This is a genomic window from Serratia sp. JUb9, from assembly GCF_014298095.1.
Taxonomy (GTDB): domain Bacteria; phylum Pseudomonadota; class Gammaproteobacteria; order Enterobacterales; family Enterobacteriaceae; genus Serratia_B; species Serratia_B rhizosphaerae.
On the sequence record NZ_CP060416.1, the window covers coordinates 1864958 to 1881032 of the forward strand.

The window sequence follows — 16075 nt, forward strand, 5'->3', positions numbered from 1 at the left end:
GATGATGAAAAGCGTATTTCCGCAGGATTTTCTTTGGGGCGGCGCGGTTGCCGCACACCAGGTTGAAGGTGGTTGGGATCAGGGCGGCAAAGGCCCGAGCATTTGTGATGTGCTGACCGGCGGCGCGCACGGCGTGCCACGCGAGATCACCCAGGAAGTGGTGCCGGGCAAATATTACCCGAACCATGAGGCGGTGGATTTCTATCATCACTACAAAGATGACATCAAACTGTTCGCCGAGATGGGGTTCAAATGCTTCCGCACCTCGATTGCCTGGACGCGCATTTTCCCCAAGGGCGATGAGGCTGAGCCGAATGAAGAGGGGCTGCGTTTCTACGACGACATGTTCGACGAGATGCTCAAGCACAATATTGAGCCGGTCATCACCCTGTCGCATTTCGAAATGCCGCTGCATCTGGTGCAGCAGTATGGCGGCTGGACCAACCGTCAGGTAGTCGATTTCTTTGTCCGCTTCGCCGAGGTGGTGTTTGAACGTTACAAACACAAGGTGAAGTACTGGATGACCTTCAACGAGATCAATAACCAGCGCAACTGGCGCGCGCCGCTGTTCGGCTATTGCTGCTCCGGCGTGGTGTACACCGAACATGATAATCCTGAAGAGACCATGTATCAGGTGCTGCACCACCAGTTTGTCGCCAGCGCGCTGGCGGTGAAAATCGGCCACCGCATCAACCCGGCGATGAAGATCGGCTGCATGCTGGCGATGGTGCCGCTGTATCCGTTCTCCTGTAAGCCGGAAGATGTGATGTATGCGCAGGAATCCATGCGCGAACGCTATGTCTTCACCGATGTGCAGCTGCGCGGCTATTATCCGTCCTACGTACTGAACGAGTGGCAGCGACGCGGCTTCAACATCAGGATGGAAGCGGGCGACGAGCAGATTCTGCGCGAAGGCTGCTGCGACTATCTGGGCTTCAGCTACTACATGACCAACGCGGTGCAGGCCGCCGGCGGCGAGGGTGACGCCATTTCCGGCTTTGAGGGCAGCGTACCGAATCCGCACGTCAAAGCCTCCGACTGGGGCTGGCAGATTGACCCGGTCGGCCTGCGCTATGCGCTGTGCGAGCTGTATGAGCGTTATCAGAAGCCGCTGTTTATCGTCGAAAACGGCTTCGGCGCCTACGACAAGGTGGAAGACGACGGCAGCATCAATGATGATTACCGCATCGACTACCTGAAGTCGCATATCGCCGAAATGGGCAAGGCCGTCAGCTATGACGGGGTGGAGCTGCTGGGCTATACGCCGTGGGGCTGCATCGACTGCGTTTCCTTTACCACCGGCCAGTACAGCAAACGCTATGGCTTTATCTATGTGAACAAACATGATGACGGCACCGGCGATCAGTCACGTTCGCGCAAGAAGTCGTTCTACTGGTATCAGGGGGTGATTGCCTCTAACGGTGAAACCCTTTAATCGTGGAGCCACCTCGCTATTGGTAGCGGACGTCATACTGAAAAACCTGCCCCGGCGGCAGGTTTTTTTATCTCCCGGTGGTGATAACGGCATAAAACGACGGGATTCTGGCCGGCGCGAAACGTGGTGCAGATGAAACAGTCTGGGCTATAGTGATTAGCATGTGCTCACAACGGATTGTTTACCATGTCAAAATGGCATTGGCTGTTTAGCCAGTTAACGCGCAAACTCTGGTTTCGCGCATGCTTATTCGCGCTTCTGGCCGTCATTTCAGCGTTAGTTTCCATCGTCATTAAACCATTTATTCCTGCCAGCATCGGCGGCATGGTCGGCGCCGATGCGGTAGATAATATCCTCAATATTCTGGCGTCCAGCATGCTGGCGGTAACGACATTTTCATTAAATATCATGGTGTCCGCCTACAGCTCGGCAACCACCAGCGTGACGCCGCGCGCGACGCGGCTGGTGATGGAAGACAGCACCACGCAAAACGTCCTGGCGACCTTTATCGGCTCCTTCCTGTTCAGCCTGGTCGGGATTGTGGCGCTGAGTATGGGCGCCTATGGGGAGCGGGGGCGGGTTGTATTATTCGTTGTTACGCTGCTGGTCATTGCATTAATCGTTATCACGCTCTTGCGCTGGATCCAGCATCTTTCATTATTGGGGCGCGTAGGGGAAACGACGTCGCGGGTGGAAGAGGCGGCGCGCAATGCGCTGGAAAATCGCGTTAACATCCCTTACATGGGGGGCAAAGCGTGGTTATCCCCTCAGCACTCTCCTGCGGATGCCATCGCGCTCTATCCGACAGAAATTGGGTATATTCAGCATATTGATATGCAGATGCTGGATGACCGGCTGCAAGAAATTGAAGGGGAGCTTTATTTGGCCTGCCAGACCGGCGCCTTTGTGCATCCGGGGCATCCTGTGGGCTGGATCGTTGCACCAGATACTGACCTCGAGACGGCAGCACTATTGGCTGCCATCACCATCGGAGCGGAGCGCTCGTTTGATCAGGATCCTCGCTTTGGCCTTGCTGTGTTGGCGGAGATCGCCTCTCGCGCGTTGTCACCGGCCGTTAACGATCCTGGCACGGCGATTGATGTTATCGGCCGCGCGGTGAGACTGTTGGCGGTATGGGGCAGAAACAAGCCGGAATCTGACGCGGTGATCTATCACAACGTGTGGGTCAAACCGATCGTGACGGCAGATCTCTTCGATGACATTGTGAATCCCATAGCTCGCGACGGCGCAGCGCTGATTGAGGTACAACTCCGTTTGCTCAAAGGATTACAGGCGCTCGATCGGATGAATACGGCCGTGTTTGCTGCGGACGTGCGCAGATATGTCGCCATCATTCCGCAACTGGCTGAAAAACAGATGGTGTCGCAGCAAGATTGCGCCAGACTCCATGCATGGATACGCCAATCGGGGTTAGACAATCACTGAACCGCTTCTCCCCGTTGCAGGCAGCGGCCGGTCAGCCCGGCCGCGAAGGAGATTCAGATCTTCTGGCACAGCATGGTGGGGAAGGACAAATGGCTGAACAGGATCAGGTTCTCGTTCAGTTTTGAGATATCCACCGGGTAACCGGGCGTTTCCTTGCCGATCTCATAAAAATAATCCAGCATTGCCTGCGGCGTATTGTCGAGCGGTTTGGGCCGGCTGTGGGTAAATTTCACGGTGTAAAAACCATCGCGCGCGGCGCGGGCGTAAGTGAAGTAAATGATCCTGTCCAGATGGGCGGCTTGCCGTTTATTTTGTACGGTGCCGATAATATCCACATAGCCTTTCCCTGCCGGGTCGAAGAAGTAGTGTGCATTTGCATGCAGTGAAATGGGATCGTTTTCCGTCACGTTTTTACGGATCAGCATTTCGGCTTCACAATGCAGCAGCGCCGTGGCGGCATTGGCAGGAATAGAGGGAACCGATAACAGCGCTATCAGGCTAACCATAAAACAGACCAGTTTCTTCATGCTAGTTCCCTGCAAAATTTTTGATGGTGAAACAACGTTCGTATTTTTCCGTGGTGGTGACCGAACAGATGCCCATAAAGGTGACTTCGTTGAATTTATCCTCGGCCCACATTTTTTTATAAAAGAGCACGTTTTTGATGTGTTGGCAGTCCAGTTTTTCCCGGGCAATATCCTGTCTGGCCATGGCGATCAGCGTTTTTTTGCTGTAGGCGTTTTTATAGTCCAGCGAGTACACCTCGCAACCGCCAAGGGTGAAAAGATAGGAATAGGGCTCCGATACAATCTTCAACAGTCGCGGCGTGTGAAAATACGCATACCCCAGCCAGGCGATTAACGCGAATGCCATGGCCATGACCACACCGAGTTTATAGCTGCGCTGGCGGGAGCTGTTTGGCACTGCCGGCGGCGTGTGTGTTGATGCCTCTACGGGAGCCGCTTTATTATTAACGCCGCTGTACTGTCGATCAGCGTTGTTTCTTTCATCCTCACTCATTTCCCGCTCTTCCTGTGGCGGTGAGGTGGTGCGTTGAGCGACCACCTCGGCGTCGGCACGCGTTTCCGCATGTGCATCAGGGTGTAATGCCGGTTCTATTTCTGCTTCCAGACGAAAGCCGACCTTAGGGACGGTGGTGATGATTTTTATGTTTTCACTGAGGCTGGAAAATGATTTCCGCAGTTCGCTGATATAGGTGTTTAAGTTGCTGTTGGAACCGGTAAAACCATACTCCTCCCATACGTTATGCAATAACGTTTCTCGCTCCAGCGTTTTTCCATTGTACCTGATTAACTCCAGCAGTAAGCGATTAGCCGGATTCGACAGATTCACTTTTTGCGACGGGTCGTTATGTAAAGCGAGCGTTTTTTCCGATGGTGTATAAACGATAATCAGATTTATTATGTATTTCATAAGGATAGGATGATTCCTAGTTATAATAATGTTTATAGGGTTATACACTCGGCAAATGACCGTCAAGTCACTATGGTAAATATTTTCACTTAATATAATCCAGCTAAACTTTAGCCTGGTTAAAAAAACTCTATGGCATAAATAAAAACTTAGTGTCCATTATTAAAATCTATGTGTTTATGTTTTTGTAGTGTAAAAAAACTATATATTTACTTGTTTAAGGCATGTTTTGCTGGTTGTTGTCGGTGTGTCTATCATTGTCATCGCTGTCACGGCAGACCTGTATACCTGTTTGATGGGAGTCTGTTTCCTGACATTCAGAGGTAAAAATTCTCTAATAATGGAATGAGAAAATTCTTCTGTTTATAGGTTGATTCTAAATGCATATCACTTTCATTGCGTAAAAATGAGGCGATATGCAGAGAAGGCAGGGAGGCATGACAATGCGCATTAATAATGCACAACCATGACATTACATTGGAATTTAATAAGGAATTTAACAAATGAAATTAAACAAAATCATGATGGCCAGCGTATTGGTATTCGGTGCTTCAACCATGGCGCACGCAGGCAATCAGGGGCAAGGGGTGGTTAATTTCAAAGGAGCGATTATTGATGCGCCATGTTCCATCTCGCCAGAAACCGTCGATCAAACTGTCGACCTGGGGCAGATCTCTAAAGTGGTACTGAAAGACGGCGGTAAATCCGTCAAGAAAGAGTTCCAGGTACTGCTGGAAAACTGCGAGCTGGAAAAAGATAAGAGCACCGTTTCTCTGACCTTTACCGGCGTTGAAAACAGCGACGGCCGCCTGGAAATCAACGGCACCGCGAAAGGCGCCAGCATCGCGCTGGTGGATACCGAAGGTAAACCAATCAAACTGGGCACTGCGACTGCCGCACACAAGCTGACCGAAGGTAAAAACATTCTGCGTTTCGGCGCTTACCTGCAGGGTGACGGCGCGTCTGCAGCCGTGGTCCCGGGTGATTTCACCAGCGTTGCTGACTTCACCATGTCTTACCAGTAATAGCCAGTACGTAAATGAACACATGCGGGTAGCGATACCCGCATGTTATCCCATAAAGGATTGTGTGGTGGAAACGTGATGCGTTGGTTGAAACCCTGGATAACTGTGGTTCTTTTATTGTTGTTGGGCATGCTGGCCATGGGCCCTGTCGCGTTTGCCGGTTTATCCGGCCGGGGAACGGTGCATATGGGCGGGGCGATTATTGACAGCGCCTGCGCGATTGCGGCCGGAGAACGCGATCAAACGGTCGATATGGGGACGGTTCCCGTCAGTCAGATTGTCAGTCAGGGGCAGGGTAGCGCCATTCCTTTTAGCGTGCTCCTCGTTAACTGTTCGCTGGAAAGATACACCTCAAGGCTGCCTGACTGGCAATATTTTCAAATCACGTTTGACGGGCCGACGGAAGGCAACGGGTTCGGCCTGCAGGGCGAGGCACGGGGTCTGGCCATCCAAATCAGCGACGAACAAGGCAATGTTGCCGCGCCTGGCGTAGCGATGCCAAAGAGCGACATTCACTCGGGAAATATGCAGCTGAATTATTTCATCAGGCTGATTGGGGATAAAAAAACGCTGCGTACCGGCGATTATTTTTCAACCATCAGATTCAAGCTCGATTATTACTGATTCGTCGTCATAAGTTTATATTACGAAAGGTCTGCAGATATGGATTGGTTTTCTGCTGGGGCACTCTTTCGCCCGAAAACGATAGGGATATTAATTGCGTTAGCCATTAACGGGTTGCCTGGTTATGTACTGGCAGGCGACGCAATTGAATTTAACACCGATGTGTTGGATTTGAATGACCGAAATAATATTGACCTCAGCCAATTTTCGCGTCGCGGATATATTATGCCGGGTGCATATAACATGACGATTCGGCTGAATAAACATGAATTACCGGAACAGCAGGTTATGTTCTATGCGCCTGACGATGACGATAAGGGCAGTCAGGCCTGTCTTTCCCCGACGCAGGTGGCGCAACTGGGGCTGAAAGAGGACATCAGCAAGAAACTGACGTGGTGGCACAACGGCGAATGCCTGGATATGCATAGCCTGAAGGGAATGGAGGCCACCGGCGATCTGTCGGCGGCGTCGCTCTATCTAAACATGCCGCAGGCTTACCTGGAATATACCTCCGAGGATTGGGACCCGCCTTCACTGTGGGATGACGGTATTGCCGGGCTGTTGTTTGACTACAACGTCAATGCGCAGGGCACCCGCCAGCAGCGGGACGGCGCGCGCGATTACGACTTCAGCGGCAACGGCACCGCCGGCCTGAACATCGGCGCCTGGCGTTTGCGTGCCGACTGGCAGGGCAATATCAGCCACCAGAGCGGGAGCGCTCAGGGGACGGAAAAGAAGCTGGACTGGAGCCGTTACTACGCGTTCCGCGCCCTGCCGTCCTGGCGCTCGCGCCTGACGGTGGGGGAAGACTACCTGGATTCGAACGTGTTCGACAGCTTCCGCTATACCGGCGCCAACCTGCGATCCGACGACAATATGTTACCGCCCAACCTGCGCGGCTATGCGCCGGAGGTGGTCGGCGTGGCGAAAACCAACGCCAAGGTCACCGTCAGCCAGCAGGGGCGCGTGCTGTATGAAACGCAGGTGGCGGCGGGGCCGTTCCGCATTCAGGACATTAATGACGCGGTGTCGGGCAAGCTGGACGTGCGGGTGGAAGAGCAGGACGGCAGCGTGCAAAAGTTCCAGATGGACACCGCCAGCATTCCGTACCTGACCCGACCGGGCAGCGTGCGTTACAAACTGGCGGCGGGCAAGCCCTCTGACTGGCGGCATCGCACGCGCGGGCCGATGTTTGCCAGCGGCGAGTTTTCCTGGGGCATCAGCAACGGCTGGTCGCTGTTTGGCGGCAGCATCCTCGGCGGCGATTATAACGCGCTGTCGCTGGGGGTCGGCCGCGATCTGTGGGTGTTGGGGGCGATTTCGTTCGACGTGATTCAGTCGCGTGCGCATATCCCGCAGGAGGGGACGTTCAGCGGCGGTTCATATCGGGTGAACTACTCAAAAAACTTTGATGAGTACGACAGCAATATCACCTTCGCCGGCTATCGTTTCTCGGAAAAGAACTTTATGACCATGAGCGAATATCTGGATGCGCGTTACTACGGCTATCAGATCGGCAGCAGTAAAGAGATGTATACCCTCAGCTTTAACAAGCAGTTCCGCGATCTGGGGGTCAGCACCTTTATCAGCTACAACCACCAGACCTACTGGGATCGGGCGGCGAACGACCGCTACAACCTGACGGTATCGCACTATTTCGATCTGTGGTCGATGCGTAATTTGAGCCTGTCGCTGTCGGCTTACCGCAATACCTATGACGGCGTCAAAGATGACGGCGCCCACCTGTCGCTGTCGATTCCCTGGGGCAACAGCGGCAGCCTGAGCTACAACGCCGCCTTGGCGAAAGGGGATAACAGCAACAGCCTGAGCTATTACGACCGCATTGATGAACACAATAACTATCAGGTCAGCGTCGGCAAGACGCGCAGCGGCGCCTCGGTCAGCGGTTATATAAACCATGAAGCCGATGCCGCGCAGCTGAGCGGCAATATCAGCTACCAGGAAGGGCAATATACCGCGCTCGGTTTGTCCGCTCAGGGCGGGGTCACGCTGACGATGGAAGGCGGCGCGCTGCACCGCGTCGGCACGATGGGCGGTACGCGGCTGATGCTGGATACCGGCGGCGTGGCGGATGTGCCGGTGCGTGGCTACGGCAGCACCAGCTGCAGCAATATGTTCGGTAAAGCGGTGGTGACCGACATTAACAGCTACTACCGCAACAAGGCCAGTATCGATCTGAACAAGCTGGCGGACAATGCGGATGCCAGCAATTCGGTGGTGCAGGCGACCCTGACGGAAGGGGCGATCGGTTTCCGGCGTTTTAATGTGATTGCCGGTGAAAAGGCCATGGCGGTCATTCGCCTGGCGAATGGCGATGCGCCGCCGTTCGGCGCTACGGTGTTTAATCTGCGCAAGCAGGAGACCGGCATCGTTAACGACGGCGGCAAGGTTTACCTTAGCGGCATCAAGGCGGGCGAAAAAATGCGGGTGTTCTGGAACGGTGACGCGCAGTGCGCCATTTCGTTGCCGGATCCGCTGCCGAAAGACGGTTTCAACAACCTGTTGCTACCGTGCCAGCCGCTGGAACAGGCGGTCAACGCGGAGAAGTAGCGCGGACTTTCGGTCTATGACGGTTTTTATGATGATTGAATGGAGTAATAAAGGAATGAAACCAAGTACTTTGCTGATGATGTCCGCCTGCCTGTTTAGCGGCGCGGCGGCGATGCAGCAGGCCAATGCCGCCATCGCTCTGGATCGCACCCGGGTGGTATTCGACGGCGGCGCGAAATCCGTCAGCCTGAACGTCAGCAATCAGAACCAGCAACTGCCCTATCTGGCGCAGGGGTGGATTGAGGACGAGCAGGGCAACAAGATCAGCGATCCGCTGGTGGTGCTGCCGCCGGTGCAGCGCATCGAGGCCGGTAAGCCGAGCCAGGTGAAAATCCAGGCGCTGCCGGGCGTTAAACAGCTGCCGCAGGACCGGGAAACGCTGTTCTATTTCAACCTGCGTGAAATTCCGCCCAAGAGCGATAAGCCCAATACGCTGCAGATCGCCCTGCAGACGCGGGTCAAACTGTTTTACCGCCCGCACGCGATTATGCAGGACGTGGAGGCGCTGACCAAGCCCTGGCAGGAGAAGCTGACGCTGACCAGGCACGGCGATCGCTACACGGTGAATAACCCGACGCCATATTACGTCACGTTGGTGGACGCTAGCAGCCAGAAGAACGGCAAGAGCGCGGCTGGTTTTGAACCCTTTATGGTGCCGCCGCTGGGTGCGGCCGAGATGTCGGTCAGCGCGGCGGCGCTGGGCAGCGCGCCGGTGCTGACCTATATCAACGATTACGGCGGTCGTCCGCAGCTGACTTTCCGCTGCGCCGGCAATGACTGCCAGGCCGTGGCGGAAAATCACCGCAGCTAAACCGGTAAGGGGGACAAGGGAATGACCATCAAACGCAGTCTGTCGGGTAAAGCCCGTTTATGCCCGACACGTCAGGTTCTACCGCTCGCCGCACTGTTGCTTTGCACGGCGGGACTGGCTCCGGGCATCGCCGCGGCGGCGGATAACTGGCAGGTGGAAGGCGCCAACGGCGTGCTGCACGTGCACGGCGTGTTGACGGAAAGCGCCTGTCGGTTGGAGATGAATTCTGCCGAGCAGGCGGTATCGCTGGGCAATACCGGCACCGGACGCCTGCAAAAGGCCGGCGACCGTGGCGAACCGGTCGCTTTCCAACTGCGGCTGCGCGACTGCATTCGCACCACCGGCAGCAGCCGGGACGAGCGCGGCGGCATGTTGAGCTGGGACGCCAACCAGCCGGTGGTCAGCGTGCGTTTTATCGCGTCGGCGGATGCTGACAATGCACAGCTGATTAAAGTGCAGGGCGTTTCCGGTTTAGGCCTGCGCATGCTTGATGCGAAAGGGCGGGATATTCGCCTGGGTTTCCGCGGTAAGCCGCAGTTTCTGACGCCGGGTCAGGACGTTCTGACTTACCGGGTGATGCCGGAGCGCACCGCTGCGCCGCTGCAGGCCGGCGCGTATCGCAGCCAGGTTAATTTCAGTCTGAATTATGACTGAGCGGTACAAACGCCGTCAGCGCATAGCCAGTGATTAAAAGCCGATGGCAAAAGGACGCAGGCTATTTTCTCAAGCCTATGGAGAGGGTATATGCACAGTTATTTAAGCCGCAGCAGGGGGTTTTGGCTGGCGATGGGGGGATGCCTGCTGGCGCCGATTTTTTCCCCCGCTCTGGCTGTGCCGGGCGGCAGCGGCGGCACGGAAATCAAAATTTATGGCACGCTGGTTGAGCCGCCGCCGTGCCAGATTAATAACAACAAGGTGATCGACGTGCCGTTTGGCGAGATCGGGATCAACCGGGTGGACGGTAAGAATTACTTAAAGCAGGTTGAAGCGCCGCTGAAGTGCGATGAAAGCCAGCTGAAATGGGATCTCTGGCTGGAGGTGCACGGCCAGGCAACGGCGTTTGATAAAGCCGCGATCCAGAGCTCCGTGACCGATCTGGGCATTCACATGCTGCTGGATGGTAAACCGCTGGAGCTGAATAAGCCGGTGCGGATTACGCCTGTCCCGACGCTGAAGTTGCAGGCTGTGCCGGTAAAAAAAGCGGGTGCCGAGCTGCCGGAAGGGGCGTTTGACGCCTCTGCCACGCTGCTGGTCGAGTACCAATAATGTTTACGAAGAATTGGCGAAAAGGAGCTGCCATGCGTACCCAGTGCGTTGCGCTGTTATTAAGCCTGCTCATTCCATGTGCTGCGCTGCAGGCCAAAGAGAATTTGTATTTCCACGGCTCACTGGTGGCGGAGCCTTGCATGCTGGAGCCTGATGATGCGGAGATCGAGCTCGACTTCGGCAACGTGGTGGATAAATACCTGTACCTTAACCAGCGCACGGCCGGTAAGGCGTTTGCCATCCGTTTGACGCAGTGCGACACCAAGCTGGGTGATCAGGTGGAAATCACCCTGAAAGGGGCTGAAAGCGGCCCGTTGCCCGGCCTGCTGCAGCTGGCGGGCGGCAGTCTGGCAAAAGGCGTGGTTATCGGGCTGGAATCTAGCGAAGGGAAGCCGTTGCCGATCAATAAGGTTTACCGCCACCAACTGCATGACGGCAGCAATACCTTTAACCTGATGGGTTACGTGCAGGCTGAGCCTGACGCGCTGAAGAACCATACGATTACGCTCGGCAGCTTTAGCGCAGCGCTGACGCTGATGATTGATTATCCCTGAGCGGGACGTGGGGATATTTCATATCACGCGCTTATGACAGATGGGAGCGCGGTATAAAAAGGACAGGGACATGCAGAGCATGAGATTATTGGTCGTATTGTTATCAACCCTGGCGGCGTTATCCGCCCACGCTGAGCCGGATAATACCTGCTGGGGCGACCCGGTGAATATTGCCGTGGTGGATATAGCCTCCGCGCCTTTTACCAGTAATAAAAAAGGGGCTGCAGCAACAATGAGGTATCAAACGGACCCTATAGAGTTTGATGGGGTTTGTAATAGAAGCGAAAATTATGTATTCATGACCCATTATGTTGACATGGGGCCGACGCTTGTACCCTCTGAAATGAGTACTGGTTATTTTAAATTAACTGATGATGTGGATATTAGGATAAGGAGTGGCTCAATAAGCAAATACTTCCCTTTGGTACCGTCTGATGGATTGGCTGGCTTGACGTCTCCCAAGTCATATGGGGAGAATATAAAGGTTTCTGGGTTCAGTGTGGCTGGTAGTGGGCTCGTGGAACTAAAATTAAGGCGAGATGTTATTGGCGGCGCTATTGTCGTACCGTCAGATACCGAGCTTTTTTCAGCCTACCGGGTTATGGATCGGCTACCTTACCCGCCGCGCCCAAGCCGGCCGATAGTTCAGGCACGCACCAAAGGCGGCGGGCAGGTAATACCGGTGACGCCGGAGTGTTCGATTAATCAGGGGAACACCATTGAAGCTAATTTTCATACGTTACAAACGAATTTGGTTCCAAGTCGCAGCGATGATGAGGGGTACCGCAAAGATATTGCGTTGCATTTTAGCTGTACTACCAGCCTAACGCAGGATATTCAGGTACGGCTGGTGGCAGACAGCGCGGACTTCTCCTCAGATCTTATCCGCTCTGATAATTATCAACTGGGGTTCGCGCTAAAACATAACGGAGTTTTGATCAGACCCATGGAGTCATTTTCTGCCCGATTGGAAAACGGAGTGGATAATGAGAATATTACTTTATCGCCGGTAAAAGATGCTTATCGTGAGCTAAAAGGCGGTAGGTTTAACGCTTCGGCTACGTTAGTTATTCTGTCTATTTGAACGTGCTGAATGTGATTTCGTCGACATGCTTGATATTGAGTTGATGATGAGTGCCTTACTTTTCTGAGGGTAGACTTAAATGAGGCATTTTTTATTCATTTTGCTAGCGGTGTTTTCGCTATGCTCCCATGCGGAGCCGGATAATACCTGCTGGGGGGATCCGGTTAATATTGCGGTGGTGACGATGTCCTCTGCGTCGTTTTCCAGTAATAAGAAAGGCGCTTCGGCACGGATGCGCTACTCAACGGTTCCCGACAGGTTTCCTGCTGTTTGTAACCGGAACATGGAAGGCTCCGGTCTTATGATGTCGCACTATGTCGATATGGGAAGCGGCTTGGCGCCGTCTGATCTTAACCCTGGTTACTTTAAATTAAATGAGGACGTAGACATTCGCATTTCCAGTGCCGAGACGGGGAGTGCGGCCTATGAGTATTTTCCCTTAGCCCCTCCTGGGTTGAAAGCTTTTACGGTTCCTCCTGTCGGGCAGGGAACCCGTGGGATGATGTTCTCTACGACCAGTCAGGGATATATTTATTTAATGTTGAGGCGGAATATTATTGGTGGTGCCGTTGTCGTCCCCTCAAATACCGAACTGTTCTCTGTTTATCGGGTCATGTATACCAATGATATTTCTGTACCCCGGCCATCCCGACCCAGTAAGCCGCTGGTACAGGCGCGGACGCGGCCCGGGGGGCAGGTAATCCCGGTGCCGTCAGAGTGCTCTATTAATCAAGGAAATGTCATTAACGTTAACTTCGGCATGTTGCAAACTGCGCTGATCCCTGCTTCCAGTTCTGACAAAAAAGGCGAAGGGTATAGTAAAGATATTACGTTGTCCTTTAACTGCAACAGCAGCCTGACACAGAATGTTAAAATTAAATTGGTGGCGGATACGTCAATGTTTTCATCGGATTTAATCCGTTCTGACAATGCTGAGTTAGGCTTTGCGCTAAAAAACAATGAGAGGTTGGTCAAACCAATGGGGGCATTTCCCATTCGGTTGGAAGACGGTTTGGGGCGTGCAAACATCACCTTGATGCCGGTAAGAAACCCTCAGGCTGAATTAAAAGGCGGTGTATTTAATGCTTCGGCCACGCTGGTTATTCAGTCTCTTTAATGAAATGTGAATGAAAGCACACAAAATAGCTATGTCATATTGTGAATTGACACACTGCCGTCCGTGTTTGTCGGCAGGGGATGCGAGGGGAGTTACATAATACGTACCCTATCAATATTGACTTGTAAAATATTATTTGTCCGGATAATTCCTGCTGGCGGAGGTCAGTAAACGTTGCCGTGGCAGGTAGTGTTGTTGCCACCTTTTATTATTAATGCTCACTGTTCAGTGGGGTTTGTTTTTTTAGGTGAGCTATTGATTATTTTTTCGGAAGTTATTTGAGGATGGCGCGCTTGTATTTAGAACATTGTTCTACCTCTTTTTTGGCCTATCAGCGGCTGCCAGCAATGATTTTTTGCCTGTGGTTCATCATTGTCATGCAAATTTACCTGCCAAACGGTGGCGGAATTGGTTTGAATTTACCGCTAAATAGTCTTGCCTGGATGGCGATGGCTGCGGTAACGCTGGTTATTTGGCAATGCCTGCCTAAGCATAAATACCTGACGTTAACATCGGTCAGCAGGTTGTTTATTGGCGGCGCGGCGCTGCTGTTTATTCCGCTGACTTATACGCAGCCGGAATGGCTGGCGCATGCCGGCTGGCGCCTGGCGGGGCTGGCGGGAGGCCTGCTGTTTTACTTGATCTTGTCGCAATACCGCATGCCGCTGCGTTTTCGTCGTTTTCTGCTGCATATGATGCTGTGCGCAGTGGCGCTGCAGGCGGCGCTGACGCTGTTTCAGCTGTTCTGGCCGGGTGTGGCGCAGGCGTGGATGGATTATGTGCCCGGCGGTCGCCCCTACGGTATTTTCCAACAGCCGAACGTGCTGGGCAGCTTTATCGCCATGGGCGTGGCGTTGACGCTGATGCTGTGGCTACAGCCGCAGTTTGGCCAGCCCGGTTTGGTTACTGAACGCTGGCGCAGCGGGCTGCTGGCCGCGCTGCTGTTACTGTTGCCGGCGGTGCTGGTCTGGGTTCAGTCGCGCACCGGCTGGCTGGCGGGAGGCGTGGCGGCGGCGTTGATGCTACTGACGCAGTGGCGCATTGCGCCGCGGCGTAGCCGGATTGCGGCACTGTTAATCACGCTGGGTGCGGGGCTGGCGCTGTTGGCCCTGTGGCAGGGGCTGTTGACGGAACAGGGATTGCGCTATGTCAGTCATACCGCCTCCAACCATGCGCGTTACACCATGCTGCGCGACACGCTGGCGATGATTGCAGAGAAACCGTGGTCAGGCTGGGGATACGGCGGTTTTGAGTACAGCTTTCAACACTTCCGCGTACATCAGGCGATGCCGACCGTGGTGACGGAAATTGCCCGTCATCCGCATAACGAGCTGCTGCTGTGGTGGGTGGAAGGCGGTGTAATCGCCCTGGCCGGCGTCTCGCTGCTCATCGCCGGCGGCATCGTCCTGCTGCGGCACACGCTGCGTTTGGCGCAGGGGGAAAGACGTGCGGAAGGCATCGCGCTGTTTCTCGTGCTGTTGCCGCTGCTGCTGCACACTCAGACGGAATATCCCTTTTATCTGTCGTTTCCGCACTGGATAGCGTTTTTAATCCTGCTGGCGATGCTGGAGCGACGGGCCATGCCGGTTATGCGCCGACGGCGTTTGTCACCGCGCTTACGCGCGCCGATCGCCTGGGGAACGCAGCTGCTGGCGGTGGTGACCCTGGTGATGATGGCGGGCGCGTTAAGCGGCGGCTATACGCTGACGCAGGCGGAAAGGGGCGGTTTCAGGCAGATGGAGGATGTGGACGCCATGTCGCCGTTTACCTACTGGGCGTATCGCGATCGCCGTCAGTTTGACCGGCAAATGTCTTCCCTGCTGACGTTTAACCAGACGGGGGATGAACGGCGTTTACAGCAGTATGCATCTTGGGCGGAGCGTTATTTGAAGCATCGCATCGATGCCAACGTGTACGCCACATTCATCCAGATTTTGCAGTATCAGCAACAAGATGTGCCGGCAGAACAGCAACGCCGCGAGGCAGCGCTGCTGTTTCCTATGGACGCGCGTTTTCAACCCGTGGCATCTGATGAGGGAACACAATGACCCGGACACTCTCCATTTATATCGACGACTCCAATCTTTTTTTTGCCGCAGGCTTAAGGTTGGCGCTGGAGCAGCATTTTAGCGCCCGCAGCGTCGGAGTCTGCCATTTATACAGTACGGCTTCACCGGCCGATCTGGTGATTATTGCCGCCGGCGAAGGTGTGGCCGGCCAGTTCTGCCGGCTGCCGCGTCCGGACTATCGACTGTCTACGGCGTACCTGACCCTGCGCGATCGGCCGGAGGTGCCGATGCTGATGCTGCCGGCCTGCCAGCGGGAAACCGGCCGCCTGTACCGCCGCGACCCACTGGAAAAAATTATGTGCCAGGTTGACGCCGCACTGGAAGCCTGTGAGATGCGGTACGATTTTGCGCACCGCTGTTATTGGTGTGACAAGCATGCGTTAACGCAGCGCGAGCGTGATATCGTGCACCGCCTTGGCCGTGGGGAAACGCCGTACGACATTGCAGAGCGCTTACAAATCAGCGTAAAAACCGTCAGCCTGTACAAACGCTCGATGATGCGCAAGATGCACCTGAAGAGCACGTCGGACCTTTATCACTGGCTGCAGAACGGCGGCCTGAAGCACCAGCCTGTGGCGTAACGTTGGCCGTTGGCGAGAAAAGGCAAACACCAAACCCTCCGGCTGTTTACCGCCCGGT

Annotated in this window: 15 protein-coding genes; 13 read left to right on the top strand and 2 right to left on the bottom strand. The window is 54.5% G+C overall.

The annotated features are described in order from the left end of the window. Window position 1 precedes the first annotated feature (1 nt). Together HF675_RS08755 and HF675_RS08760 are read left to right on the top strand one after the other, a co-directional pair. Window positions 2-1435 carry a 6-phospho-beta-glucosidase gene (locus HF675_RS08755; RefSeq protein ID WP_111736798.1) on the top strand — a complete coding sequence of 478 codons (1434 nt, stop codon included), beginning with the start codon at window positions 2-4 and terminating at the stop codon, window positions 1433-1435. Between the two features lie 186 nt (window positions 1436-1621). After that, a complete protein-coding gene (locus HF675_RS08760; RefSeq protein WP_187044432.1) occupies window positions 1622-2881 on the top strand; it encodes a DUF2254 domain-containing protein in 1260 nt (419 codons plus the stop codon). A 53-nt stretch (window positions 2882-2934) separates the two neighbouring features. On the opposite strand, the gene HF675_RS08765 is transcribed toward HF675_RS08760, so the two are convergent. Together HF675_RS08765 and HF675_RS08770 are read right to left on the bottom strand one after the other, a co-directional pair. Beyond that, the gene (locus HF675_RS08765; RefSeq protein ID WP_105231783.1) at window positions 2935-3408 is read right to left on the bottom strand and encodes a FidL-like protein; all 474 of its coding nucleotides are present in this window, start codon (window positions 3406-3408) and stop codon (window positions 2935-2937) included. A gap of 1 nt (window position 3409) precedes the next feature. Continuing rightward, complete coding sequence (locus HF675_RS08770) at window positions 3410-4315, bottom strand: transcriptional regulator (RefSeq protein WP_187044433.1); 906 nt, start codon at window positions 4313-4315, stop codon at window positions 3410-3412. 503 nt (window positions 4316-4818) lie between these two features. Here HF675_RS08770 and HF675_RS08775 point away from each other — a divergent pair. The 11 genes from HF675_RS08775 (at window position 4819) to HF675_RS08825 (ending at window position 16017) form a co-directional block, all read left to right on the top strand. After that, window positions 4819-5340: a fimbrial protein gene (locus tag HF675_RS08775; protein ID WP_105231781.1), complete on the top strand. Its 522-nt coding sequence runs from the start codon at window positions 4819-4821 to the stop codon at window positions 5338-5340. 78 nt (window positions 5341-5418) lie between these two features. Beyond that, window positions 5419-5964 carry a fimbrial protein gene (locus HF675_RS08780; protein WP_187044434.1) on the top strand — a complete coding sequence of 182 codons (546 nt, stop codon included), beginning with the start codon at window positions 5419-5421 and terminating at the stop codon, window positions 5962-5964. Between the two features lie 39 nt (window positions 5965-6003). Next, entirely contained in the window at window positions 6004-8535 is a 2532-nt protein-coding gene (locus HF675_RS08785; protein WP_187044435.1) for an outer membrane usher protein, read from the top strand. 55 nt (window positions 8536-8590) lie between these two features. Further along, entirely contained in the window at window positions 8591-9346 is a 756-nt protein-coding gene (locus tag HF675_RS08790) for a fimbria/pilus periplasmic chaperone (protein ID WP_105233427.1), read from the top strand. A gap of 21 nt (window positions 9347-9367) precedes the next feature. Continuing rightward, window positions 9368-10000 (top strand): fimbrial protein, encoded by a 633-nt coding sequence (locus HF675_RS08795; RefSeq protein WP_222618810.1) that lies wholly within the window; start codon window positions 9368-9370, stop codon window positions 9998-10000. Window positions 10001-10090: 90 nt separating this feature from the next. After that, window positions 10091-10612: a fimbrial protein gene (locus tag HF675_RS08800; protein ID WP_111736801.1), complete on the top strand. Its 522-nt coding sequence runs from the start codon at window positions 10091-10093 to the stop codon at window positions 10610-10612. A gap of 32 nt (window positions 10613-10644) precedes the next feature. Continuing rightward, window positions 10645-11166: a fimbrial protein gene (locus HF675_RS08805; protein ID WP_105231778.1), complete on the top strand. Its 522-nt coding sequence runs from the start codon at window positions 10645-10647 to the stop codon at window positions 11164-11166. A 79-nt stretch (window positions 11167-11245) separates the two neighbouring features. Continuing rightward, window positions 11246-12250: a fimbrial protein gene (locus tag HF675_RS08810; RefSeq protein WP_158684823.1), complete on the top strand. Its 1005-nt coding sequence runs from the start codon at window positions 11246-11248 to the stop codon at window positions 12248-12250. A 79-nt stretch (window positions 12251-12329) separates the two neighbouring features. Beyond that, complete coding sequence (locus HF675_RS08815; RefSeq protein ID WP_105231776.1) at window positions 12330-13367, top strand: fimbrial protein; 1038 nt, start codon at window positions 12330-12332, stop codon at window positions 13365-13367. 413 nt (window positions 13368-13780) lie between these two features. After that, window positions 13781-15415: a Wzy polymerase domain-containing protein gene (locus HF675_RS08820; RefSeq protein ID WP_370569832.1), complete on the top strand. Its 1635-nt coding sequence runs from the start codon at window positions 13781-13783 to the stop codon at window positions 15413-15415. Further along, window positions 15412-16017 (top strand): LuxR C-terminal-related transcriptional regulator, encoded by a 606-nt coding sequence (locus HF675_RS08825; protein ID WP_187044436.1) that lies wholly within the window; start codon window positions 15412-15414, stop codon window positions 16015-16017. Before HF675_RS08820 ends, HF675_RS08825 begins: the two co-directional genes overlap by 4 nt. Window positions 16018-16075: the final 58 nt, after the last annotated feature.